This is a genomic window from Pseudomonas sp. R3-57 (genome assembly GCF_051132065.1).
GTDB lineage: Bacteria > Pseudomonadota > Gammaproteobacteria > Pseudomonadales > Pseudomonadaceae > Aquipseudomonas.
In genome coordinates this window covers 4706566-4730442 of sequence record NZ_CP071655.1, presented here as the reverse complement: position 1 = coordinate 4730442, position 23877 = coordinate 4706566, and the positions used below count along the sequence as shown (strand labels likewise).

Below are 23877 nucleotides of genomic sequence, written 5' to 3'. Positions count from 1 at the left end.
CGCACGGTGGCAAAGCGTTGCGTCGGCGCGCTTGCCCGACAATCTGGCCAAGCCCTGTGAACACGGTCGCAAACAGCAATGGCCTATTGCTGGCGGAGATTAAAACTCCGGTCTTTACTCCCTGAATCGGTTTTAAGCCGATCCCTCAGGAGAAAACTAGATGAGCATAGTTCGGACAGCATTACCCTTGGTTCTGCTAACCAGTGTGTTGACTGGTTGTGCAGGTTTGCAGAAAACCGACTGGCCGACCTGTGCGGCGGTCGGTGGCGTGGTCGGCGCCGGTCTCGGTGCCACCGAAAGCGCTGCCTGGGCCGGTTACGGTGCGCTGCTGGTCGGTGGTACGGCAGCGGCCTATTGCTGGGTTCACGGTGATGGCGATGAAGACGGCGACGGTGTGCCGGACAGCCGCGACAAGTGCCCGGGCACGCCTAAAGGCGTTCAGGTCGATGCTGACGGTTGCCCGCCACCTGCCCCTGCGCCAGTGGTTGAAGAAGCGGTAGTGGTCAAGGAAGAAACCATCGTCATCCGTGATGTGCACTTCCAGTTCGACAAGGCCACGCTGACCGGTCCTGACAAACAGGTACTGGACAAGGTTGCCGACCGCCTGAAACAGGAGTCCTCGACCGCGCAACTGACCGTGACCGGTCACACCGACAGTGTCGGCAGCGATGCCTACAACAAGAAACTCTCGGATCGCCGTGCGCATTCGGTGGTGGAATACCTGATCCAGCAGGGCGTGCCACGTGCCAGCTTCGTCTCGGTGTCCGGTCTGGGTGAAAGTCAGCCAGTGGCGGATAACAAGTCGGCCGATGGTCGCGCGCAGAACCGTCGCACCGAAATCAAAATCGTCCGCTAAGCCCTCTCGCATCCGCGGCTTGTGCAGTCGCGGATGCGGGTCTTTACTCCTGTGTAACCGGTATGGGCCGGTGACACAGGAGCTTTCACCATGACTGTTTTCGCAAGGTCCGTCTTGCCGGTACTGCTGCTCGGCAGCCTGCTCACCGGTTGCGCCACGCACAGCGATGGCACTGCACCCCTCAATCAACGTACATGGCCGATCTGCAGCCTTCTCGGCGGGCTGGTCGGTGGCGGCCTCGGCGCTATCGAAAGCGCTGGCTGGGCCGGTGGCGGCGCGGCATTGGGCATCCTCACCGGAGGCTTGATCTGTTACGCCCAGGACGGCGATGAAGACAGCGACGGTGTATTCGACCGCCGCGACCGTTGCCCGGATACCCCGGAAAACACCGAGGTCGATCATCGCGGTTGCCCGCTGCCGGTGTACCCGGCTGCGACCAAAGCGCCGGAGCCGGCGCCGCAAACGGAAGTCATCACCCTCAGCGATGCCGGCGACGTGCTGTTCGATTTCGACAAATCCGACTTGACCCCGGCTGCAACGGCGCAGCTCGATACGCTGATGGACAAGTTGCGCAACGCCGACGTGGTCAGCATCAAGGTCATCGGCCACACCGACAGCAAGGGCTCGGACGCCTATAACCAGGCCTTGTCGGAACGCCGTGCCAGCAGTGTCGCGTCCTATCTGCTCAGTCAGGGCCTGGCGCCGAACAAACTGACCAGCGAAGGGCGCGGCGAAAGCGAGCCGGTGGCGGATAACGCCACGGATGACGGGCGCGCGCAGAACCGTCGCGTGGAATTGCACATCAATCGTTAGCGCGCCGCTGCAGGGCGCAGGCTAGAGCTGCCGGGCGATCGTTATCGCGCCGGCAGCCATTTAGCGGCACAGCGAAGTTTTTTCATTTGACCCTCTGGCTTATCCCCCGTAGAAGCCGGTACTGTGCGCGCAAAGAATAATTCGCAACACGGGGGGCGTATGAAAGTGTTCTGGTGGCTGGGGCGGTTGTTGACCCTGCTGTTCTGCTGCGTGGTGCTGGCCAATCAACTGGTGCCGTTCGTTCATCCGCTGCACCTGCTGGTCAATCTGGCCGGCGGCCTGTTGTTGCTGATTCATGTCATTGAAGTGCTGCTGTGCAACCGCAGCCTCAAAGGTCGCCCGCATCCCTGGCGTGATCGTGGCCGCATCCTGTTGTTCGGCATCTTCCACCTGCAAACCATCCCGGCCCCGGCCGCTCCGGAGGCTTCTTCCCATGCGTAAACTCTGCCTGCTCGCTGCATTCATCAGTCCCTTGGCCTGCGCCCAGGTGGTCAGCGTCGAAGCCAACTCGCTGATGCGTCTGCCCAACACTGCCAGCACCTTGCAACTGGAGAAGCTGGAAGTCGCCGATTACGGCACCTTGCTGATTCCCTCGAACGTGACCGAATTGAACGTCGGTGAATTGCGCCTCGGCCATGAAGCGCGCATTGCGATTGTTCCGGCCGAACAGGCGCTGGAAATGAAGGTGGCGCGCGCCGACCTCAGCGAAGGTAGCCAGATCACCGCGCGCGGGGCACCGGGCACTTATGAAAAGGCTGCCCGTGCCGGACGCAATCTGAATCTGCAATTCAAGGCGTTGAACGCGCCGCAGTTGCTGGTCGACGCCCGTGGCGGCACCGGTGCACCGGGGTTTGTCGGGCTTGACGGCGGTAATGGCGAAGATCCGGGTTGCACCTATGGCGCCGCCGGGCATGGTTCCGATGGCAGCAACGGTAGTGACGGCCAGCCAGGTGCACCGGGAGCGCTGGTGCGCCTTGAAGTACCACGTGAATTTCCGGCCGAGCTGATCAAGGTCAACGTGGCGGGCGGCGCCGGTGGGCCGGCAGGCGTTGGCGGCAAGGCGGGCAAGGGCGGCAAGTCCAAGGGCTGCCTGGTGTATCGCGCCGATGGCGGCAAGAACGGCAAGGCCGGCGCGGATGGACAGCCCGGGCCGGTGGGGGCGGCTGGGGCTGTGACTGTGCAGCGCCTGTAAAAGCCTACCCGCTGATTGTTCCCACGCGCAGCAAAGGAACACAGCCCGCGACGCTCCGCGTCACTGGACGCAGAGCGTCCCTTGCGGCATTCCCACGCAGAGCGTGGGAACGATCAAGGCCGGGCCGCCGCAATCGCCACCAGCACCACCCCGACCAGCAGATTAATCCCCACCACCCGACGAATCCGCCCCAGCACTGCCGCACCCGCCGGCCAGTCCTGCGTCTCTACCGCTTTGCGCAGCTCAGGCAGCATCAGCCCCTGAATGCGGATGAACAGTGCGGTCATGACCACATACAAACCGATCATCACCTGCACATACTTCGGCGCGGTTTCGAACCCGACCTGCTGCAGATGCAACATGCCCACGCCAGAGATCGGCAGGAGGATCACCGCCACCCAGACCCAACGGAAAAAACCTTGAAACACTTCCACCCACAGGGTCAGTCGGGCAGGCCCCTCAAGGGCCTTCACAGCCGCGGGGCGCAAGACCATCCAGGCGAAAAACATACCGCCGACCCACACCAGTGCGGCGAGGACATGCAGGGGGTAAACGAGGCTAAAAGGTGTCATTCGGGCACTCCGTTCTGCGCAGGATCGATTAGCGGGGTATGATAGCCGCCGAATCAAACCACTGAAAATTTATCCAGCGTTTTTGCGCCCGACACTCAATGATCAGCACTGAACTCAAAACCACGATCCAGGGCGCCTATTCGCGTTTTCTAGAGGCCAAGAGCCTCAAGCCGCGTTACGGTCAGCGCTTAATGATCGCCGAAATCGCGAAAGTCCTCGGTGATATCGACACTGACGACGAAGGCCGGCGCAGTGGCGACCCCGCGATTGTCGCGGTGGAAGCCGGCACCGGTACCGGCAAGACGGTGGCCTACAGCCTCGCCGCGATCCCGACCGCGAAGCTGGCCGGCAAGCGTCTGGTGATAGCCACCGCGACCGTGGCCCTGCAAGAGCAGATCGTCTACAAGGATTTGCCCGACCTGATGCGCAACAGCGGGCTGAATTTCAGTTTCGCGCTGGCCAAGGGCCGTGGCCGTTACATGTGCCTGTCCAAGCTCGACATGCTGTTGCAGGAAGGCCACGCGCAGACCGCCACCGCGCAGCTCTTCGAAGAAGAAGGCTTCAGGATCGAGGTCGACGAGGCCAGCCAGAAGCTGTTCACCAGCATGATCGAAAAGCTCGCCGGCAATAAGTGGGACGGCGACCGCGACAGCTGGCCGAATGCGCTGGAAGACGCCGATTGGGCGCGTCTGACCACCGATCACAGCCAGTGCACCAACCGGCATTGCCCGAACTTCGGCCAGTGCGCGTTCTACAAGGCGCGCGAAGGCATGGGCAAGGTCGACGTGATCGTCACCAACCACGACATGGTCCTGGCCGATCTGGCGCTGGGCGGCGGCGCGGTGCTGCCGGATCCGCGCGACACCATTTACGTGTTCGACGAAGGCCACCACCTGCCGGACAAGGCCATCGGCCACTTCGCCCATTACACGCGCCTGCGTTCCACCGCCGATTGGCTGGAAACCACCGCCAAGAACCTCACCAAACTGCTGGCTCAGCACCCGTTGCCGGGCGATCTGGGCAAGCTGATCGAGCAGGTGCCGGAGTTGGCGCGCGAGATCAAGGCGCAGCAGCAATTCATGTTCAGCGCCTGCGAGCAGGTGGCCGATTTCAAACCCGGTGAAGACGTCGAGGGCCGCGAGCGCCCACGCCATCGCTTTGTCGGCGGGGTGATTCCGGAGCACATGCGCGAAATGGGCATCGAGCTGAAGAAAGGCTTTTCGCGGCTCAACGATCTGTTCCAGCGCCTGACCGACCTGCTCAAGGAAGGCATGGACGGCGAGGTCAACATCGGCATCGCCAGCAATCAGGCCGAAGAATGGTATCCGCTGTTCGGCAGCCTGTTGTCGCGTGCTTCCGGCAACTGGGAATTGTGGACCGCGTTCACCGCTGAGGATCCGGAAGACAGCCCGCCGATGGCGCGCTGGCTGACCCTCGCCGAAAGCGGTTCGCTGTTCGACATCGAGGTCAATGCCAGCCCGATTCTGGCGGCGGAAACCTTGCGCCGCAGCCTGTGGAACGTGGCTTACGGCTGTCTGGTGACCTCGGCCACTCTGACTGCGCTGGGCACGTTCGACCGATTCCGCATGCGCGCCGGTCTGCCGAAAAAAGCCGTCACCGCCGTGGTGCCGAGCCCATTCCATCACGCCGATGCCGGGGTGTTGCGCGTGCCCGACCTGAAGGCCGACCCGCGCGATGCGGCGGCGCACACGGCGGCGATCATTCGCGAATTGCCGGATCTGGTCGAGGGCTCGCGCGGCACGCTGGTGCTCTTCTCTTCGCGCAAACAGATGCAGGACGTGTTCGACGGCCTCGACCGCGACTGGCGCAAGCAAGTATTCATTCAAGGCAACCTGTCGAAGCAGGAAACCTTGAACAAGCACAAGGCGCGGGTCGATGGCGGCGATTCCAGCGTGCTGTTCGGCCTTGCCAGTTTTGCCGAGGGCGTCGACTTGCCGGGGGCTTACTGCGAGCACGTGGTGATCGCCAAGATCCCGTTCTCGGTGCCGGATGACCCGGTCGAGGCCGCGCTGTCGGAATGGATCGAAGCCCGCGGCGGCAATCCGTTCATGGAAATCTCGGTGCCCGACGCTTCGCTGAAACTGGTCCAGGCCTGCGGGCGTCTGCTGCGCACCGAAGAAGACCGCGGCACAATCACTTTGCTTGATCGGCGCCTGGTCACCCAGCGCTACGGCAAGGCGATCCTCAACGCACTGCCGCCGTTCCGCCGCGAAATATCCTGAGACAACGGTGGGCGGTTTCGCCCACCGTGTTGTCTATCTCCTTGCCACCGCTTTTCCACTGGCCTTGATGGGTCGTTAGGGAGAACTCCGTTCTTATGATTCGCCGTTCGTTGCCCGCTGTATTCGCCCTGATCTTCGCTGCGCCGTTGTGCGCCGCGCCTGCCGGTCAACAGACCCTGTTCAACTTCGTGCGCCCGGCCGACGTGGTCAAGGTTGTCACCGAAAACGCCGATCTGCCACAAGCCAACGCCGAGCAGACCGCAGAAGGCGAGGTGCTGCGCCGCGTCACGTTCAACCCGGCGGCTCGCCCGACCTTGCGCCTGACGCCGCAGACCGGCGCTTGGGACTGGTCGCAGTCCGGCATGATGACCCTGCGGCTGCAGAGCGCGATGGATTGGGCCGTGACGGTTTACGTGCAGATTCAGAGCAACGATGGCAAAACCCTGGTCAGCCGCGTCGATCTGCCGGCCGGTCCGGCGCAAACGCTGCTGGTGCCCTTGGTCGCCACCACGCCGTTGAGCCAGGGCATGAAGGCCGGTCCGCCGATGCCGATGACCGTCGAAGGTCAACGCATCCTGCTGGCCAGCAGCAGTGGTGTGATCGATCGCAGCCAAGTGGTCTCGGTCAGCCTGTCCATGGATCAGCCGAAGGTTGCCCAGAGCCTGCTGCTCGAGCGTTTCGGCGTGCAGAGCGACGACGGGATCAACCAGGCGGTGTACGGCAATCTGGTCGACGCGTATGGACAATCGACCCGCGGCAAGTGGCCGGAAAAGGTCGCCGATGACCAACAACTGAAATCCGCCGCCGCCAAGGAACAGCAGCAACTGAAGAGCTGGATGGCCGAGCGCCAGAAGTCGTCGCTGGACAAGTTTGGCGGCTGGAACCAGGGCCCGGCGTTCAAGGCCAGCGGTTTCTTCCGCAGCGAAAAGCGCGATGGCCGCTGGTATCTGGTGACTCCTGAAGGACATCCGTTCTACTCCCTCGGCGTCAACACCGTCAGCCCCGACGTCAATCGCACCTACGTGAGCGGTCGCGAATACATGTTCGAAGCGCTGCCCAAGCCGAACGAACCGCTGGCCAGTCATTCTGGCGAGGGCGACAATCGCGGTGGCAATGGCGTCGATCAGGGCCGAGGCTATGCCAATGGCCGTTGGTATGACTTCTATTCCGCTAACCTGCAACGCCTGTACGGTGCGCCGTGCAAGGCGGACAGCGAAGGCAAATCCGGCGTGGCAGAGGCGGCCAAGTCCGAAGCCGCCGAAACGTCCGCCGAGAAAACCGCGGCGCCTGGCGCCGTCGCTGTCGTCGAGCCGAAATCCGGCGTGGCCGAAGCCGCTCAAACCGACGCGGCGCAGATCGCCCGCGCCGAAACCGCCGCACCGTGCCAAGCGACTGTCGACGAACAGCAATGGGCCTCTCACACCCTTGATCGTCTGCAAGCCTGGGGCTTCAACACCATCGGCAACTGGAGCGCACCGGTGCTTGGCGAGGCCGAACGCGTGCCGTACACCTTGCCGCTGTCGATCGTCGGCGACTACACCAGCATCAGTACCGGCAGCGACTGGTGGGGCGGCATGCCCGACCCGTTCGATCCGCGTTTTGCCATGGCTACCGAACGTGCGGTGGCGATTGCCGCCCGCGATCATCGCGACGATCCGTGGCTGATCGGCTATTACGCCGACAACGAACTGGCCTGGGCCGGTCCCGGCGATGATCCGCAGTCGCGTTACGCGCTCGCCTACGGCACGCTGAAAATGACCACCGACGTGCCGGCCAAACGCGCCTTCCTCAAGCAACTGCGCGACAAGTACCGCAATCAGGCCGGGCTGTCGAAGGCTTGGGGCATCGATCTGCCGGCGTGGGAATTGATGGAAGATCCGGGCTTCGTGCCGCCGCTGCCGAATCCGGAACACCCGGAAATCGAGGCTGATTTCAAATACTTCCAGAAGGTTTTTGCCGACACGTACTTCAAGACCATTTCCGACTCTTTGAAGTGGCACGCGCCGAACCAGATGCTGCTCGGCGGGCGCTTCGCCGTCAGCACGCCGGAAGCCGTGGCGTCCTGTGCGCAGTATTGCGATGTGCTGAGCTTCAACATGTACACGCTCAAACCGCAGGATGGACATGACTTCGCCGCCCTCGCTGCGCTGGACAAACCGGTGCTGATCACCGAGTTCAATTTCGGCTCGACCGATCGTGGCCCGCTCTGGGGCGGTGTCACGCAAGTCGCGCGCGAAGATGATCGCGGCCCGGCCTATGCCAACTTCCTCAAACAGGCACTGAACGAGCCGTCGATCGTTGGCGTGCATTGGTTCCAGTATCTGGACCAACCGGTAACCGGGCGTTTGCTTGACGGCGAGAACGGGCATTTCGGACTGGTCGGGGTAACAGATCTGCCGTATCAGGGTTTTGTCGAAACCGTGCGCAAGAGCAACCTGCAGGCGCTTGCGCAACTGGGTAAAGAAGCGCAGAAAGCCCCGGCTCACGAGGCTGAGGGCGGGCGCAAAGGGGAGGCGGGTAAGGCGGCAGGGGCCGGACATGCGGGTGGGCATTCCGGTAACGGTCACTAGGTTTCAGACCGCGTTATCGTTTTTCGCGAGCAGGCTCGCTCCCACAAAGGATATGAGGTGTCGCTGGAATCCAATGTGGGAGCCTGCTCGCGAAGGCGTCAGCCGCCTCGACAAAATTTCCAGAACAACCGTCTGGCCCGCGCCTGTTCCCAAATCCCTCAAGGGCTGGAACAATGCGGGCCTCTTTGTAGAGCGTTTTCGCGGGGGAGTTGCGGGTGCAGATTCAGGGTCATTACGAGCTTCAATTCGAAGCAGTGCGCGAAGCATTTGCCGCACTCTTCGACGATCCCCAGGAACGCGGCGCAGCCCTGTGCATTCAGGTCGGTGGACAAACCGTTGTCGACCTCTGGTCCGGTACCGCCGACAAGGACGGTGCCGAAGCCTGGCACAGCGATACCATCGCCAATCTGTTCTCCTGCACCAAGACGTTTACTGCGGTCACCGCGCTGCAACTGGTGGCCGAAGGCAAGTTGCAACTCGATGCACCGGTCGCCCGCTATTGGCCGGAATTCGCCGCTGCCGGTAAAGAATCGGTGACCCTGCGCCAATTGCTCTGCCATCAGGCCGGCCTGCCGGCGTTGCGTGAACTGCTCGCCCCAGAAGCTCTGTACGAATGGCAAACCATGGTCGATGCCCTCGCCGCCGAAGCACCGTGGTGGACGCCGGGCGCCGGTCACGGTTACGCCGCGATCACTTATGGCTGGCTGGTTGGCGAATTGCTGCGCCGTGCTGACGGCCGTGGGCCGGGCGAGTCCATCGTCGCCCGAGTGGCCAAGCCGTTGGGGCTGGATTTCCATGTCGGCCTGGCCGACGAAGAATTTTATCGTGTGGCGCACATTGCGCGCGGCAAAGGCAATCCCGGCGACGCCGCAGCCCAGCGTTTGCTGCAAGTGACCATGCGCGAGCCGACGGCCATGACCACCCGTGCATTCACCAATCCGCCTTCGGTGCTGACCAGCACCAACAAGCCGGAGTGGCGACGCATGCAGCAACCGGCGGCCAACGGCCACGGCAATGCGCGCAGTCTGGCCGGTTTTTATGCCGGCTTGCTCGATGGCAGCCTGCTCGAAAGCGACATGCTCCAGGAGCTGACCCGTGAGCACAGCCTCGGTGACGACAAGACGTTGCTGACTCGCACGCGTTTCGGTCTCGGCTGCATGCTCGACCAACCGGACGTGCCCAACGCCACCTACGGCCTCGGTCCGGGCGCGTTCGGCCATCCGGGCGCGGGCGGCTCCATCGGTTTTGCTGACCCTGAGCATGATGTCGCGTTCGGTTTTGTGACAAATACCCTTGGGCCGTATGTATTGATGGATCCGCGCGCGCAAAAGCTCGCGCGGGTGCTTGCCACCTGTCTGTAAAGCGTTGATAGAGGTTCCAGGGGCGGAACCTCAACAGGATTTTCGATTCAAAACGGCTGTTTATCCGGGCGAAAGTGCTCTGATTTTTCATTACTTCATTTGTGGATTTTCAATGTCATCTAAAAAGACCCTCGCCCTGGCCCTGTGTGTAGCGATCACCGGTTGCGCACAGACCCCGAAAAACGACGCGGACGGCGGCAGTTGGTGGCCGTTCGGTTCTTCCGACACCGTCGCGGCCAAGGAGCCTGCACCGGCCCCGGCCCCGTTGAAACCTGCCGCGACTGCACCGGTCGCCAAGACTGAGAGCAGCAATCCGTGGTACTGGCCGTTCGGTTCCAGAGATGAAGCGACCAAAGCGGACCTGAAGGCTGAAGTTGCTCCGGAAGTGAAAAAACCGGTCACTGTCGCCAAGGCTGAGGCCGAGTCCAGTGGCAAATGGTGGTGGCCGTTCGGCGGTAAAGACCAACCTCCCGCCAAAGCCGTGCCGATGCCTGATCCGAAGGTGACTCAGGCCTGGCTCGACGACTACGAGCCGCGTCTGCGCGAAGCGGTCAAGGACAGCAACCTGCAACTCGAGCGCCGCGACAACGTACTGGTCGTCACCGCGCCAGTTGAGGGCTCGTTCAACCCGGACCGTCCGGCGATGCTGTTGCCGGTCACCCTCGGCCCATTCACCCGCGTAGCGAAAATTCTCGAAGCCGACCCGAAAACCGCCGTGCTGGTGCTCGGCCACAGCGACACCAGCGGTGCCGCGCCGGCCAACATCAAGCTGAGCCAGGAACGTGCACAATCGGTGGCGGCAATCTTCCGCCTCAGCGGTCTGCAGCGTGATCGTCTGATGCTGCGTGGCATGGGTTCCGAAGCGCCGCGTGCGGCCAATGACAGCGTTGAAGGCCGCGCCTTGAACCGTCGCGTTGAGTTGCTGGTGACCCCACAAAACACCATGGTTGCGCTGTTGAGCAAATACAACATGCCAGCGCCGAAGCCAGTGACCCTGGTCGCCGCGCAAGACGTCAAGCCAGCGGCCAAACCAGCGACTCCGGCTCCAGCCGCGAAAAAAGCCGCTGTCCCAGCGGCGAAAAAGGCGCCGGCCAAGAAAGCTGCGGCCAAGGCACCTGCGAAAAAGGCACCGGCCAAACCCGCTGCAAAGAAAACCGCGCCAGCCAAAGCCGCCACGACCGACAAGAAAGTCGCTGCGACAGACGCCACCAAAAAGTGATCCGCTAATCAAAAGGAATGCGCCATGACCCAGGCTCTGGCAGATATGCGTCGTGATTACACCCGCGATGGTTTGACCGAGGCGCAAGCCCCGGCCGAGCCGTTCGCCCTGTTCCACCAGTGGTTCGCCGATGCGGTGAACACCGAACAGGCGCCGGTCGAGGCCAACGCCATGACCCTGGCCACGGTTGATGCCGACGGGCGTCCGCACTGCCGCATTCTGCTGCTCAAGGGCCTGGACGAACACGGCTTTACCTTCTTCACCAATTACGACAGTGCCAAGGGCCAGCAGCTGACGGTCAATCCAGTCGCCGCCATGACGTTCTTTTGGCCGACGCTTGAGCGTCAGGTGCGTATCGAAGGGCGGGTGGTCAAGGTCACGCCGCAGGAATCCGATGCGTACTACCAGGTACGGCCATTGGGCAGTCGTCTCGGTGCCTGGGCCTCACCGCAAAGCCGCGTAATCAACGGTCGCGGTGAACTGGAAGATTTGCTCAAGGCCACCGAACAGCGTTTCTCCGACAGCCAACCCGACTGCCCGGCACATTGGGGCGGGTATCGCTTGCTGCCCGAGCGCATTGAATTCTGGCAGGGCCGTCCGAGCCGTCTGCATGATCGCCTCAACTACCGCGCGCAGGGCTCCGCCTGGATTCTTGAACGACTGGCACCCTGAGCAGTCTACCGAGCGAGATAGCCGCCGGCGGCGCAGGATGGCTGATTTGCCGCTACTGTAAGTGGACGTTCGCTGCCGTCTGTACCTGGCCTGAATGGAAGCCAATTTATCCGGCAGGTGTCGTGACAGGCGCCAAGCCACGGAGTTTAATGAACACATGTTCTTTTGGAGTTGATGCTATGCGTAAGTCTGTTCTGCTGGTTGCTTCCTTTTCCACCATGGCAATGTTGCTGACCGGCTGCCAGTCGAGCCTGACCGGTGACTCCTACTCCCGTGACGAAGCACGTCGCGTGCAGACGATTCGCATGGGCACTATCGAATCCCTGCGTCCGGTGAAAATCGAAGGCACCAAGACCCCGATCGGCGGCGCGGCTGGCGCAGTGGTCGGCGGTGTCGGCGGCAGCGCCATCGGCGGCGGCAAGGGCAGCATCGTCGCCGCGGTCATCGGTGCAGTGGCGGGCGGCTTGCTCGGCTCGGCCACCGAAGAAGGCCTGACCCGTACTCAAGGCGTGGAAATCACCGTCCGTGAAGACGACGGCAGCATGCGCGCCTACGTGCAGCAGGTTCAGGAAAATGAAGTGTTCCGCGTCGGCGAGCGGGTACGGATTTCCACCGTTGGCGGGACCAGCCGCGTTTCGCATTAAGCGGGATGCAGGTGAAGAAAACCCCGATCAGGTGCTGGTCGGGGTTTTTTTTTGCTTGTGATTTGAGCAATCAGTATTTGGCGCAGGTGCCCATGAAGTATTCGAGGCCCCTGTGATACCTAAGTCATTAGTCTTCAGAGGAAAGATATAGGTCAAGGTGTCGAGGCATGTTTACGGCGCATGCTTGTTCAATATCAGTGATCTGTTGCTCCGTCAGCTTGTAATCGTAAAGAGAGTCGTCTCTCGCACTCCAACCCATAATGACTTTTAAATTGGACGTAGCGATGGGGAGCGCTTGCTCAAATACAGCTGAGTCGTCACCCTTTACCACGCCCATGATTCGATGCTTCATGGTTCTATCCTTCTTGTAGGATCTGCTGATTTCGTCTGTTCGCCTGTTTCATGGTTGTACTCCCCCAAATGCCTCCCACGCTTTGTATATTTCTCAACCGCACCGTGCCGGAAATCCCATTCAAAAATTAATCCCTCTTTGTCTTTCCATCGCGGGCGTAACCCTCCGCCACCCTTTATTGGTGTTTTTGGAGGAGCCCATCGAGCATCGGGATATGCAGGTAAGTTTTTAGGTTTTTGATGGTAATTTCCCTGTGAAATGCTGGCCACAATATATAGCGGTCTAATTCGCGTTTCGGCGGGAAACACCAGAATGAAATCTTTGTACTCCGGCGGATAAACCGGATTCACAAGAATCCCGTCCGCCGCTTTCGTCGGCGGGTACACCCAGATGTGCGGAGCCTGTGGTGCGGCCTCTAGCGCCGGGATGCCGAGGATGTCCGAGCCATCCACTGCCGGCGTCCACAGCAGTTCGATGCCTTCACCCAGATCCGCAACGAACCGGTCACCGCGAGCGGTGAACTGCACGACATCGACCATTTCCCAATCGCGGTTCTTGCCGGTGTAGAAACCGTACCCCTTGAGCGTGCCATCGGCCTGCTGTTCGACACGCAGGCGCACGCGAGTCCGGGCTTGTTTGAGCGTGCTCAGTTGCTCATCGGTATACAGCGCACTGTCACCCAGATTTGAAGGCATCAGCAGCGCAACCAACCCGAGCAAAGGCGCGACCGCCGCGCTGGATACCAGCGCTGGCAGCGCTTCGAAAGCCGAGCCGGCCAGCGTCAGGCTGCCAAACCCGACGGGGAGGGTATTGGCGCTGATTTTCTTGAGGGGCACGCCGCCGCTTTCATCCGCCTCGCGAGCGCCGAGCAGGATCAGCTCGCCGTAATCCTTCAGGCTGTCGGTCGGCACCATGCCGGAAGGGTTGGCGTAGTCGATGATTGCGTCCGGCAACTTGCAGGACTTGGCAAACACGCAGCCAGCACGCACGGCTTCAGGTTTTGTGGCAGCCACTTCCCGGTTGCGCTCAAACGCCTCTTGCCGGGCCAGCATCGCGTCGTAGGCGTTTTGTCGCGCTTCGCGCTCGGCCAGTTCAGTGGCCGTCATATACCGCCAGGTAACGTGATGCCCGTCGCCCGCCGGTGGGTTTTGCACCCGGGGAATGTCCTTGTTCTGCGCCACAGATCGTCCCTTCGCTCATCATCGACAGCCCCTCGAAAGGAGCTGCACGACGTTAACGAAGCAGGAAAATTATGGCTGTAGGACGTGTCGCTAAAGACGTGGGGATAGTTCGATCAGGGCTAGGGCCAAGCTTGAATGAGGCGAACCTAAAGCAATTTATCCAGAACGAACTGCTTGAACCAAGGCGGCTGGGTGTCTGATTTGATCTCTATCAGTTCGCCATCCGTAATTTCAGCTATCTGCGTCAGGCCTCCACTGCCTTCATCAGAGTTATCGAAAATATAGGCTCGGTTGGAGGTCAGGATCGCTTCGGATAAAAGCTCCAGGGATCGCCAGTATCGAGCTTCAATTTTTTCAGCAGGAACGTTATGCCCGCCTTGGGAAACGCGGTATGCAACTCTCGCAATATTGATCTGCGGGTCCGCTGTTGCAACGTAATAGACGTAGACCCTATCGCCGGATTTATTCGCTTCAGCGAGGAGGCTGACTTTGTCTGTGGAGGACATGACGGTTTCGAACGTGAAGCTGATGCGTTCTTTTATCAGCGATCTACGGATGAAGTCGCAGAGTGCTGAGGCAACGTACGAGTCAATTTGAACATTCGAAAAGTTGAGCCGGACGCCATCAATTTCGAGCTCATCAAGCTTTGCTTGCGAGTGAGGCGATTTTTTCAGCAGGGGGTGAGCACGGAGAAAGTCGAAAAGCTCCGCTTTGTGGGCTTCGATGCGATAAGAACTGAAATCAAAGTACCCGGTGTCTTTGATTGAGCGTTCGATGTCGTCAGGATTTATGTAATTGCCCAACAGGTGCGCTGGGACGAGTCGATTGAATGTGCTTTTCCCGGATCCGTTCGGTCCCGCAAATATCCGTATTCTCGGTGTGCTCAAGAAGTAACCTGTTTTGAGGATTTGTTGATGTGCAGACGCGTTCCGCTTTTCAGATTGCCGTAGGCGCCAATCGACCGTAAAACGATGGAAGTTTTCTCGGTCACTTCAAGCAGTTGGCCATCCTTAGCGACAAGCACCGCGGCGCCGTTTGCGAGCGCCATTTTATAGGCGTTGCTGAAGGCCTTTAGAGCGATGTCGGGAATTCGCGACTCCTGAACGGCAATCTGATCGTCAGTCATTGGGCGTTTTTCGGTTTTGCGCGACATGAATGACTCCAAAAAGGTGTACTGAGTAGATGTCTGTTTCCTGCGCAAGATATAGCACGTTTGCAAGGTTTATAGCTAAGCCCCTCGTCTGTTGAAGGGGCTGTGCCATTAGCCGCAACAAACGTCAGGAAGTTTGTTGCGCACCCCTGCGACTCGCCGCCGCCGTCACCGCATAACCAATCAACGCCGCCAGAATCGAACCGGTCAAGATGCCCATCCGGTCCATGCCCGCGTAGTCGCTCACGCCCGGCTCGAAGGCCAGCGAACCGACGAACAGGCTCATGGTGAAGCCGATGCCGCAGAGGATCGCCACGCCGAGAATCTGGCCCCAGTTGGCGCCTTGGGGCAGGGCAGCGATGCCGACTTTAACGGCGAGCCAGGTCAGGCCGAACACGCCTACGGTTTTGCCCAATAGCAGGCCGATGGCGATGCCCATCGGTACGTCGTGGGTGAAGCTCTCGACGGTGACGCCGCTCAGCGACAGACCGGCGTTGGCGAAGGCGAACAACGGCAGGATGCCGTAGGCGACCCATGGGTGTAGCGCGTGTTCGAGGGTGAGCAGGGGGGACGGTTCTGCGTTTTTCGTGCGCAACGGAATGCAGAACGCCAGCGTTACACCGGCCAGCGTCGCGTGGACGCCGCTCTTGAGCACGCAGACCCAGAGGATCAGACCGATGATCATGTACGGCCCGAGCTTGACCACGCCGAGGCGGTTCATCGCCACCAGCGAGGCGATGCACGCAGCGGCGAGGCCCAGCGACAGCGTCGACAGTTCGCCGGAGTAGAAGATTGCGATGATCACGATGGCGCCGAGGTCATCGATGATCGCCAGGGTCATCAGGAACAACTTCAGCGACACCGGCACGCGTTTGCCGAGCAGGGCGAGTACGCCGAGGGCGAAGGCGATGTCGGTGGCGGTCGGGATCGCCCAGCCGCTGAGGGCGGCAGGGTTGTCGCGGTTGAGAAACCAGTAGATCAGCGCGGGTATCAGCATGCCGCCAACGGCCGCCGCACCGGGCAAAACGATCTGCGACGGCTTGGACAACTGGCCGTCGAGCACTTCGCGCTTCACTTCCAAACCGATCAGCAGGAAGAACATCGCCATCAGGCCGTCGTTGATCCACAACAGCAGCGGTTTGGCGATTTTCAACGCACCGACTTGCGCCACCACCGGCGTGTCGAGCAGGCCGGTGTACAGCCACGACAGCGGCGAGTTGTTGATAATCAGCGCGAGAATGGCTGCGGCGATCAATAGCAGACCGCTGGCAGCTTCCAACTGAAAGAAACGCGTGAAAGTGCTACGCAGAGGCAAGGTCGCTCTCCATCGAATCGTCAAAAAAGGTAGGACACCCTAACCCGTACGGTTAGTTGTTAAAACAAAAGTTATATTCTTTTTTGTTATATGTCGTTACAAGGCTTTTGACCCCAGCCACGCTGAGCCTAGCAGTTGCCGGACACATTGAGACTCAGCTGTACCTGTGCGCGCTGGAGGATTTTTCCTAAGCTGATGAGCGAGCCTCATAAAGAGGCTGATTCCTGCCCGATTCGACGAGAAGCCTGACCATGAGCGACAACCGACAGTGGGCCCGCGAGGCCATCCGCATCATCGAGGCGGATTTCCAGCGCAGCGCCGATACCCACTTGATCCCCTTGCCGCTGCCGGGTTTTGCGGGCATCGAGTTGTACTTCAAGGATGAATCCAGCCACCCGACCGGCAGCCTCAAGCATCGCCTGGCCCGTTCGCTGTTTCTGTATGCGCTGTGCAACGGCTGGTTGAAGCCTGGCGCGCCGGTGATCGAGGCGTCCAGCGGCTCGACGGCGATTTCCGAAGCGTACTTCGCCCGGATGCTGGGTTTGCCGTTCATTGCGGTGATGCCGGCGACTACGTCGAAAGAGAAGATTGCGCAGATCGCTTTTTACGGTGGCCAGAGCCATCTGGTGCAAGACCCGACGCAGATTTACGCCGAATCCGAGCGCCTGGCCCGCGAGCATGGCGGGCATTTCATCGATCAGTTCACTTACGCCGAACGCGCCACCGACTGGCGGGCGAACAACAATATCGCCGAATCGATTTTTCAGCAGATGCGCTACGAAAAACATCCGGAACCGAGCTGGCTGATTTCCAGCCCCGGCACTGGCGGCACCACCGCAACGCTCGGCCGTTACGTGCGCTATCGCCAGCACGGCACCCGCGTGTTGTGCGCCGATGCCGAGCGCTCGGTGTTCTTCGATTATTACCAGAGCGGCGATGCCAGTCTGCGGCTGGAGTGCGGTTCGCGCATCGAAGGCATCGGCCGGCCGCGGGTGGAAGCGTCGTTTCTGCCCAAGGTGATCGATGCAATGGTCAAGGTGCCAGACGCCTTGTCGCTGGCGGCCATGCATTACCTGGCGCAGCGCCTGGGCCGGCATGTCGGGGGCTCGAGCGGGACCAACCTGATCGGCGCGCTGATGGCGGCGCAGCAGATGAAAGCGGCGGGGGAGTCGGGGTCGATCGTGGCGATACTGTGCGATGGTGGCGAGCGCTACGCCGACACCTATTACGATGAGGCCTGGTTGAAGGCGCAGGGGTATGAGTTGGATGAGTTGATAGACGCCGTAACGGCGAGTGCCGAGCGTGGGGAGGCGCTGCCGACCTCAGTCCTGCGCGCCAATATCTGACACACCGCAATCAAATGTAGGAGTGAGCCTGCTCGCGATAGCGGTAATCCAGTCAACTTATTGTTGAATGTTGTCGCGCTATCGCGAGCAGGCTCACTCCTACAGGGATTTATGTCAGTCAGTGAGGCCGAGAATATCCCGCGCCACGGCCTCGGCAATCCGGATCCCGTCCACGCCCGCCGAAAGAATTCCGCCGGCATAACCCGCGCCTTCGCCGGCCGGGAACAAGCCTTTGACGTTCATGCTCTGCAGCGATTCGTTACGGGTGATGCGCAGCGGCGATGAGGTGCGCGTTTCGATCCCGGTCAGCACCGCGTCGTGCAATGAATAACCACGAATCTGCTTCTCGAACGCCGGCAACGCTTCGCGGATCGCTTCAATGGCGAAGTCCGGCAGGGCCAGGGCCAGATCGCCCAACGCCACCCCCGGTTTGTACGACGGCTCGACTTCACCCAGTTCAGTCGACGGCGTGCCATTGATGAAGTCGCCAACCAGTTGCGCTGGGGCCTTGTAGTCGCTGCCGCCGAGGATGAACGCATGAGATTCCAGGCGTTCCTGCAACTCGATGCCGGCCAGCGGGCCGCCCGGATAATCGACTTCCGGGGTGATGCCAACGACGATGCCGGAGTTGGCATTGCGCTCGTTACGCGAGTACTGGCTCATGCCGTTAGTGACCACGCGGTTCGGCTCTGAGGTCGCCGCGACCACGGTGCCGCCCGGGCACATGCAGAAACTGTAGACCGAACGGCCGTTCTTGGCGTGGTGCACCAGTTTGTAATCGGCGGCGCCGAGTTTCGGGTGCCCGGCGTACTTGCCCAGACGCGCACGGTCGATCAGCGATTGCGGGTGTTCGATACGGAAACCCACCGAAAACGGTTTGGCTTCCATGAACACGCCACGGCTGTGCAGCATGCGGAAGGTGTCACGGGCGCTGTGGCCGAGGGCCAGAACCACATGCCGCGAATGCAGAGTTTCGCCACTGGCCAGTTGTACGCCGACCAGTTGGCCGTCATCGATCAGTACGTCGCTGACGCGCTCCTGGAAGCGCACTTCACCGCCCAGTTCGCGGATCTGTTCGCGCATGTTTTCAACCATGCCGGTGAGACGGAACGTACCGATGTGCGGTTTGCTGACGTAGAGAATTTCTTCCGGCGCACCGGCCTTGACGAACTCGTGCAGGACTTTGCGCCCAAGGAACTTCGGATCTTTGATCTGGCTATACAGCTTGCCGTCGGAAAATGTCCCCGCGCCGCCTTCGCCGAACTGCACGTTGGACTCGGGGTTGAGCACGCTTTTGCGCCACAGGCCCCAGGTGTCCTTGGTGCGCTGACGCACTTCGGTGCCGCGTTCGAGAATGATCGGCTTGAAGCCCATTTGTGCCAGCAGCAGGCCGGCGAAAATTCCGCACGGGCCGAAACCGACGACGATCGGGCGCTGGCCCAGGTCGGTAGGTGCCTGGCCGACAAACTGGTAGCTGACATCTGGCGCCACGTTGACGTTGCGATCATCGGCGAACTTGCCCAAGACCCGCGCCTCGTCTTGCAGGCTGAGGTCGATGGTGTAGATGAAACACAGCTCGGAGGATTTCTTGCGCGCGTCGTAGCTGCGCTTGAACAAGGTGAAGTCGAGCAGCTCATCGCTGGCGATGCCCAGGCGTTGCACGATGGCCGCGCGCAGGTCTTCTTCGGGATGGTCGATGGGCAGCTTGAGTTCGGTGATTCGTAACATGGCGGGGATCCGGGTTCGCGGGGCGCACAACTGCGCCAGGGCGTTTGAAGGCGGCGATTATAAGCCGCAACGGCCGGATCGGGTGAGGCTAAAACGCTCAGTCGTTGCGCGATCCGCCGAAATACCCGCAACCACGCTGCACCTGGCCGTCGATGCGCAACTCGGCGCTCATGTGCTGCACGCTGCCGGTGCTGCTGTCGACGCAGCGTTGCGGCGCGACCCACAATTCGATGCGCTGGTTGTTGGCTTCGCTGCTGAGGTTGAAACGACCGTCTCCCAGTTGTTCCTCGACATAAGGCACGGCCAGCGGTGGCTGCCCCTCACGCTCGATGATCATGCCCTTGCCGCTGACCTTGACGTTCCATTCCGGGCCGTGGCCGGCAGCACGCAGAATGAGCAATTTGAAATTCGGATCATCGCAAGCGCTGCCGGCGCGTTCGACCCGATACAGCTGGGTCAGATCGAGGCGATCGCCAACGACCTTGCCGCGCACATCGGCAAACAGCTTGCCTTGCTCATCGGCCAGCGTTGCGGCTTCCTGCAGCACGCTGGTGCCGCCGATGTCATTGATTACCAGTTGACGCTGCTCCTGACACGGCTGGAACACCAGTTTGCCGTCAGCCGCGGTCAGTTGCCCCTGCATCCGCGTCTGGCCAACGTGCGAAGCACTTTCACGCTGGCCATCGAACAACTGGCAGGCGGCAAACAACGGCAGCAAGGCAACAATGACTAACGAACGGGCGACACGCATCTTTGGCTCTCCAGACAAGTGCCGCCACGTTACGCAGCCTGACCGTTCATCACAAGGGGTCAACCGACGTGAAATGTCTGGCCGGTTTGCAGGCCTTCGACACTTTTGGCGTAGGCCAATGCCACGTCCGCCGCAGGAACGGACTTGAAGCCGCGAAAGTAAGGCGCGTATTTACCCAAGGCTTCCGTCAGAACGGTCGGGCTTACCGAGTTGATTCTCAAACCGCGCGGCAATTCAATCGCGGCGGCACGGACGAAGCTGTCCAGCGCGCCGTTGACCAAAGCTGCCGAGGCGCCGCTGCGAATCGGGTCGTGGCTGAGCACGCCGGTGGTGAAGGTGAACGAGGCGCCGTCGTTGGCGAATTCGCGGCCGATCAGCAGCAGATTGACCTGGCCCATCAGCTTGTCCTTGAGGCCGAGGGCAAAACTGTCGTCGCTCATTTCGCTCAGCGGCGCGAAGGTCACGTTGCCGGCGGCGCAGATCAGCGCGTCGAACTTGCCGGTCTGTTCGAACAGTTTGCGGATCGATGCGTTGTCGCTGATATCGACCTGCAAGTCGCCGCTTTTACGGCCGATACGAATGACTTCGTGACGTTGCGACAGTTCTTTGTCTACGGCCGAACCGATGGTGCCGCCGGCGCCTATCAACAGAATCTTCATCAAGCTGTACCTCAAGTGGTTGAACGAGGTTTCAGTCTAGAGTGGTTTTTCTCGCGGATAAGCGCACTAATGGGCAACCTTTGGTTTTCAAATGGAAACAATCCATGAGCGAAATGGATGATCTGGCGGCGTTCGCCGTGTTGATCGAAGCCGGCAGTTTCACCTTGGCCGCACAACAGTTGGGCTGCAGCAAGGGCCAGTTGTCCAAGCGTATCAGCCAGCTCGAAGCGCAGTTTTCGGTGGTCCTGCTGCAACGCACCACCCGGCGTTTGAGCCTGACGGCGGCGGGCGCGGCGTTGTTGCCGCAAGCGCAGGCATTGGTGGTTCAGGTGGAACGGGCGCGTCAGGCACTGGCGCGGCTCAAAGACGACATGGCCGGCCCGGTTCGGATGACGGTGCCGGTGTCGCTTGGGGAAACCTTCTTCGATGGTCTGCTGCTGGAATTCTCGCAGCAGTACCCCGAAGTGCAGATCGAGCTGGAGTTGAATAACAGCTATCGCGATCTGTCACGCGACGGTTTCGATCTGGCGATCCGCTCCGAGGTGGCCAATGACCAACGCCTGGTGGCCCGGCCGCTGCTGGCGTGGCAGGAGATGACCTGCGCCAGCCCGGCTTATCTGGAGCGTTACGGCGAGCCGACGACGCCGCAGCAGCTGGCCGAGCACCGCTGCCTGCTCAACAGCCATTACAGCGGGCGTGAAGAATGGCTGTATCACCAGCAGCATGAGTTATTGCGGGTGCGGGTCTCCGGCCCGTTCGCCAGCAACCATTACAGCCTGCTGAAAAAAGCCGCGCTCACCGGTGCCGGCATCGCCCGGCTGCCTTCCTACCTGCTGCAGACGGAATTGGCCGACGGGCGCTTGCGCTGGCTCCTGCGCGATTTTCAGACCCGGCGCATGCCGATGCTGCTGGTGCATCCGTATCAGGGCGGTTTGCCGAAACGGACGCAGGTGCTGGCGGACTATCTGATGGGCTGGTTCAAGCGCAGTGGCGAGGCGCTGGATCGACTCCAGCGCTGATCGTGACCCTGTGGGAGCGAGCCTGCTCGCGAATGCGTCAGTTCAGGCGATACCGATGTTGAATGACACACCGCTTTCGCGAGCAGGCTCGCTCCCACAGAGGTGATCCTATTTTACGAAACGGTGGGCGATCAGGTGATCAAGCGACAGTTTTCCCGGCCCGGTCGTCATCAAATACAGCAACACCGCCGCCCAGGTGCCGTGGGTCGGGTACGCGTCCGGATAGACAAAAATCTGAATGGTCAGGGTCATGCCCAGCAGCGCCAGCGCCGAAAAACGTGTCGCCAGGCCGATCAGGATGAGCAGCGGAAAAAAGTGTTCGGCGAACGCCGCCAGATGCGCAGCGATTTCAGGCGACAGCAGCGGTACGTTGTATTCACTCTGGAACAGCGGAACCGTCGAGTCCGCCAGACGCGGCCAGCCCAGTTCAAACGTACCGTCAATCAAGTCGATCGCCAGGCCTTCGACCTTGGTTTGCCCGGACTTCCAGAACACCGCAGCGATGGAGAAACGCGCAATGAAGGCAACCAGGCTGTGCGGGATTTTTTCCAGCAGGCTGATGGCACGCGGGATAAGGGTGTTCATGGCAACTCCTTGTAGGTCAGTTGAATGATCGCGTTGTGTGCGATCAGCAAGGCCAGGGTTTGGGGGAGGTCGAAGGGCGGGCTGTTTTCGGCTGCCGCGAGCAACGGCTCTCCATTGTTCAGGTGACGGATAAACACGCTGGCGCCGGCTTCCAAAGTGAACACCTCGACATCGATGCCGTTGCGCAACACCAGTGCGTGTTGCCCTTGATTCAGGCCAATGCCCGCCAGGCTTTGCTCTTGCTGATGCGCAGCCCAGATCGCCACCACGGTAAACACTGAGTCGAGCAGGTGCAGCGATGGATGCAACCCGAACGTAAGTTCGCCGATGGTTTGCGGATTGGCGAGGGCGGCGCTGACGTGCTCCGGCCGGATCGGCTGCGCGTCGGCGGCGTGGTAGGCGAGCACGCGCAGGTACTCGAGGCGCGCGACGTCGGCGACATACGGCACGCCGGCAATCGGTTCGAACTGTGCGATGAAGTCGGCGAACGTTTCGCCGTAGCGGCTCATCAGCGGACCCTTTGGCGGTTGGCTTCGGATAAAAATCGCGGCCATGGCGCGGAAAAACTCCTCGCCAACCAGCTGCTGTACGACCGGATAACTGTCGGCCAAGGCATTGATCAGCGACGCCTGCACGTTGTTGCGATACACCGCGAAACGGCTCGCCGGGTCGGCACCGTTGGCGCTGCGCAGACCATCGGGGCAGGGCAGGCGCGTATCGATCAGTGCGGCGGCGAAAGCGCTTTGTGTGCTCATGCGCGGCCTCCGCTTTGCAGCAACAGCCGCTCGGCCTGCTGCGCCTCGGCGAGCAATACCTCAAACGCCGGCACCTGGTTGTCACGCTCGATCAGCGTTGCCACCGGGCCGATGCGCTCCAGCACCTGGCGGTACAACTGCCAGACCGCTTGGTCGATTGGCGCGCCGTGATCGTCGATCAGCAAACGATCGCCGAGGCTGTCGCAATCTTCGGCGAACCCGGCCAGATGAATCTCGCCGACCGCATGCAGCGGCAGGACGTCGAGGTAGGCCAGCGGATCGCGTTGATGATTGATGCACGACACATAGACGTTGTTCACGTCGAGCAACAGGCCGCAGCCGCTGCGGCGAATCACCTCGGCGATGAAATCTGGCTCATCGATGGTCGAGCGTTCGAACGCCAGATAGGTCGCCGGGTTTTCCAGCAGCATCGGGCGCTTGAGGGCGTTCTGGACCTGATCGATGTGCGCGCAGACGCGGTTCAGCGTTGGCGTGTCGTAGGCCAGCGGCAGCAGGTCATTGAGAAACACCGGGCCGTGGCTCGACCACGCCAGATGTTCGGAAAAAGATTGCGGTTGATAGCGTTCAATCAGCTCAGCCAGGCGCTTGAGGTGTTGTTGATCCAGCGGCCCTTCAGCACCGATGGACAAGCCGACACCGTGCAGCGATAGCGGATACTGCGCACGAATCAAACCGAGAAAATGATGAAACGGGCCGCCGGCCACCATGTAGTTTTCGGCGTGGACTTCGAAGAAACCGAGGTCCGGTGATGAACCGAGCACCTGTTGAAAGTGCCCGGTCTTGAGGCCCAGCCCGGCACGGGGCGGGAGCCCGGTGAGGGCTGCCTGAGTGCGCGCAAGGATATGGTCGTGGTCGCTGAACATGATCGTCACT

At 61.0% G+C, this 23877-nt stretch carries 24 protein-coding genes; 12 read left to right on the top strand and 12 right to left on the bottom strand.

Annotated features, from left to right (window positions below; genetic code table 11):
* Window positions 1-160 precede the first annotated feature (160 nt).
* The 4 genes from J3P93_RS21295 (at window position 161) to J3P93_RS21280 (ending at window position 2861) form a co-directional block, all read left to right on the top strand.
* Window positions 161-856, top strand: coding sequence for an OmpA family protein (locus J3P93_RS21295; RefSeq protein WP_090282103.1), 696 nt, complete (start codon window positions 161-163; stop codon window positions 854-856).
* Window positions 857-946: 90 nt separating this feature from the next.
* The gene (locus J3P93_RS21290; RefSeq protein WP_093104040.1) at window positions 947-1669 is read left to right on the top strand and encodes an OmpA family protein; all 723 of its coding nucleotides are present in this window, start codon (window positions 947-949) and stop codon (window positions 1667-1669) included.
* Window positions 1670-1828: 159 nt separating this feature from the next.
* A complete protein-coding gene (locus J3P93_RS21285; protein ID WP_434591598.1) occupies window positions 1829-2110 on the top strand; it encodes a DUF1145 domain-containing protein in 282 nt (93 codons plus the stop codon).
* Window positions 2103-2861 (top strand): collagen-like protein, encoded by a 759-nt coding sequence (locus J3P93_RS21280; RefSeq protein ID WP_434591596.1) that lies wholly within the window; start codon window positions 2103-2105, stop codon window positions 2859-2861. The genes J3P93_RS21285 and J3P93_RS21280 overlap by 8 nt, the downstream gene beginning before the upstream one ends.
* Before the next feature lie 113 nt (window positions 2862-2974).
* On the opposite strand, the gene J3P93_RS21275 is transcribed toward J3P93_RS21280, so the two are convergent.
* Window positions 2975-3433: a CopD family protein gene (locus tag J3P93_RS21275; protein ID WP_434591593.1), complete on the bottom strand. Its 459-nt coding sequence runs from the start codon at window positions 3431-3433 to the stop codon at window positions 2975-2977.
* Between the two features lie 98 nt (window positions 3434-3531).
* On the opposite strand from J3P93_RS21275, the gene dinG reads away from it, so the two are divergent.
* The 6 genes from dinG (at window position 3532) to J3P93_RS21245 (ending at window position 12142) form a co-directional block, all read left to right on the top strand.
* Window positions 3532-5676, top strand: coding sequence for an ATP-dependent DNA helicase DinG (gene dinG / locus J3P93_RS21270; protein ID WP_434591590.1), 2145 nt, complete (start codon window positions 3532-3534; stop codon window positions 5674-5676).
* A 95-nt stretch (window positions 5677-5771) separates the two neighbouring features.
* Window positions 5772-8246 carry a beta-galactosidase gene (locus tag J3P93_RS21265; protein ID WP_434591587.1) on the top strand — a complete coding sequence of 825 codons (2475 nt, stop codon included), beginning with the start codon at window positions 5772-5774 and terminating at the stop codon, window positions 8244-8246.
* Window positions 8247-8461: 215 nt separating this feature from the next.
* Window positions 8462-9607: a serine hydrolase domain-containing protein gene (locus tag J3P93_RS21260; RefSeq protein ID WP_434591584.1), complete on the top strand. Its 1146-nt coding sequence runs from the start codon at window positions 8462-8464 to the stop codon at window positions 9605-9607.
* 112 nt (window positions 9608-9719) lie between these two features.
* Window positions 9720-10826 carry an OmpA family protein gene (locus J3P93_RS21255; RefSeq protein ID WP_434591581.1) on the top strand — a complete coding sequence of 369 codons (1107 nt, stop codon included), beginning with the start codon at window positions 9720-9722 and terminating at the stop codon, window positions 10824-10826.
* A gap of 24 nt (window positions 10827-10850) precedes the next feature.
* Window positions 10851-11498, top strand: coding sequence for a pyridoxamine 5'-phosphate oxidase (pdxH, locus tag J3P93_RS21250; RefSeq protein WP_434591578.1), 648 nt, complete (start codon window positions 10851-10853; stop codon window positions 11496-11498).
* Window positions 11499-11677: 179 nt separating this feature from the next.
* The gene (locus J3P93_RS21245) at window positions 11678-12142 is read left to right on the top strand and encodes a glycine zipper 2TM domain-containing protein (RefSeq protein WP_016771369.1); all 465 of its coding nucleotides are present in this window, start codon (window positions 11678-11680) and stop codon (window positions 12140-12142) included.
* A gap of 127 nt (window positions 12143-12269) precedes the next feature.
* Here the strand turns inward: J3P93_RS21245 and J3P93_RS21240 are convergent, their stop codons facing one another.
* The 5 genes from J3P93_RS21240 to nhaA form a co-directional block, all read right to left on the bottom strand.
* Window positions 12270-12494 carry a hypothetical protein gene (locus J3P93_RS21240; protein WP_336355035.1) on the bottom strand — a complete coding sequence of 75 codons (225 nt, stop codon included), beginning with the start codon at window positions 12492-12494 and terminating at the stop codon, window positions 12270-12272.
* A complete protein-coding gene (locus J3P93_RS21235; protein ID WP_434591574.1) occupies window positions 12491-13675 on the bottom strand; it encodes a colicin E3/pyocin S6 family cytotoxin in 1185 nt (394 codons plus the stop codon). Before J3P93_RS21235 ends, J3P93_RS21240 begins: the two co-directional genes overlap by 4 nt.
* A gap of 146 nt (window positions 13676-13821) precedes the next feature.
* Window positions 13822-14562 (bottom strand): zeta toxin family protein, encoded by a 741-nt coding sequence (locus tag J3P93_RS21230; RefSeq protein ID WP_434591571.1) that lies wholly within the window; start codon window positions 14560-14562, stop codon window positions 13822-13824.
* Window positions 14559-14828 (bottom strand): hypothetical protein, encoded by a 270-nt coding sequence (locus J3P93_RS21225; protein ID WP_434591568.1) that lies wholly within the window; start codon window positions 14826-14828, stop codon window positions 14559-14561. The genes J3P93_RS21230 and J3P93_RS21225 overlap by 4 nt, the downstream gene beginning before the upstream one ends.
* Window positions 14829-14952: 124 nt before the next feature.
* Window positions 14953-16140: a Na+/H+ antiporter NhaA gene (nhaA, locus tag J3P93_RS21220; RefSeq protein WP_434591565.1), complete on the bottom strand. Its 1188-nt coding sequence runs from the start codon at window positions 16138-16140 to the stop codon at window positions 14953-14955.
* Window positions 16141-16391: 251 nt separating this feature from the next.
* Here nhaA and J3P93_RS21215 point away from each other — a divergent pair, with 251 nt between their 5' ends.
* Window positions 16392-17486, top strand: a complete 1095-nt coding sequence (locus tag J3P93_RS21215) for a PLP-dependent cysteine synthase family protein (protein ID WP_434591562.1) — start codon at window positions 16392-16394, stop codon at window positions 17484-17486.
* A 114-nt stretch (window positions 17487-17600) separates the two neighbouring features.
* On the opposite strand, the gene J3P93_RS21210 is transcribed toward J3P93_RS21215, so the two are convergent.
* From J3P93_RS21210 to J3P93_RS21200, 3 genes are all read right to left on the bottom strand, one after another.
* Window positions 17601-19214 (bottom strand): NAD(P)/FAD-dependent oxidoreductase, encoded by a 1614-nt coding sequence (locus J3P93_RS21210; RefSeq protein WP_434591559.1) that lies wholly within the window; start codon window positions 19212-19214, stop codon window positions 17601-17603.
* Window positions 19215-19311: 97 nt separating this feature from the next.
* Window positions 19312-19965 carry a COG3650 family protein gene (locus J3P93_RS21205; RefSeq protein ID WP_434591557.1) on the bottom strand — a complete coding sequence of 218 codons (654 nt, stop codon included), beginning with the start codon at window positions 19963-19965 and terminating at the stop codon, window positions 19312-19314.
* Between the two features lie 59 nt (window positions 19966-20024).
* Complete coding sequence (locus tag J3P93_RS21200) at window positions 20025-20624, bottom strand: short chain dehydrogenase (RefSeq protein ID WP_434591555.1); 600 nt, start codon at window positions 20622-20624, stop codon at window positions 20025-20027.
* A gap of 104 nt (window positions 20625-20728) precedes the next feature.
* Here J3P93_RS21200 and J3P93_RS21195 point away from each other — a divergent pair, with 104 nt between their 5' ends.
* Window positions 20729-21643 (top strand): LysR family transcriptional regulator, encoded by a 915-nt coding sequence (locus J3P93_RS21195; RefSeq protein ID WP_434591553.1) that lies wholly within the window; start codon window positions 20729-20731, stop codon window positions 21641-21643.
* A 108-nt stretch (window positions 21644-21751) separates the two neighbouring features.
* On the opposite strand, the gene J3P93_RS21190 is transcribed toward J3P93_RS21195, so the two are convergent.
* Genes J3P93_RS21190 through bufB form a run of 3 tightly spaced genes read right to left on the bottom strand, consistent with a single transcriptional unit; the run spans window position 21752 to window position 23867 of the window.
* On the bottom strand, window positions 21752-22228 hold the full coding sequence (locus tag J3P93_RS21190) for a DoxX family protein (RefSeq protein ID WP_434591550.1): 477 nt from the start codon (window positions 22226-22228) through the stop codon (window positions 21752-21754).
* Window positions 22225-22983 carry an HvfC/BufC N-terminal domain-containing protein gene (locus J3P93_RS21185; RefSeq protein ID WP_434591547.1) on the bottom strand — a complete coding sequence of 253 codons (759 nt, stop codon included), beginning with the start codon at window positions 22981-22983 and terminating at the stop codon, window positions 22225-22227. The genes J3P93_RS21190 and J3P93_RS21185 overlap by 4 nt, the downstream gene beginning before the upstream one ends.
* A complete protein-coding gene (gene bufB / locus J3P93_RS21180; RefSeq protein WP_434591545.1) occupies window positions 22980-23867 on the bottom strand; it encodes an MNIO family bufferin maturase in 888 nt (295 codons plus the stop codon). The genes J3P93_RS21185 and bufB overlap by 4 nt, the downstream gene beginning before the upstream one ends.
* Window positions 23868-23877: the final 10 nt, after the last annotated feature.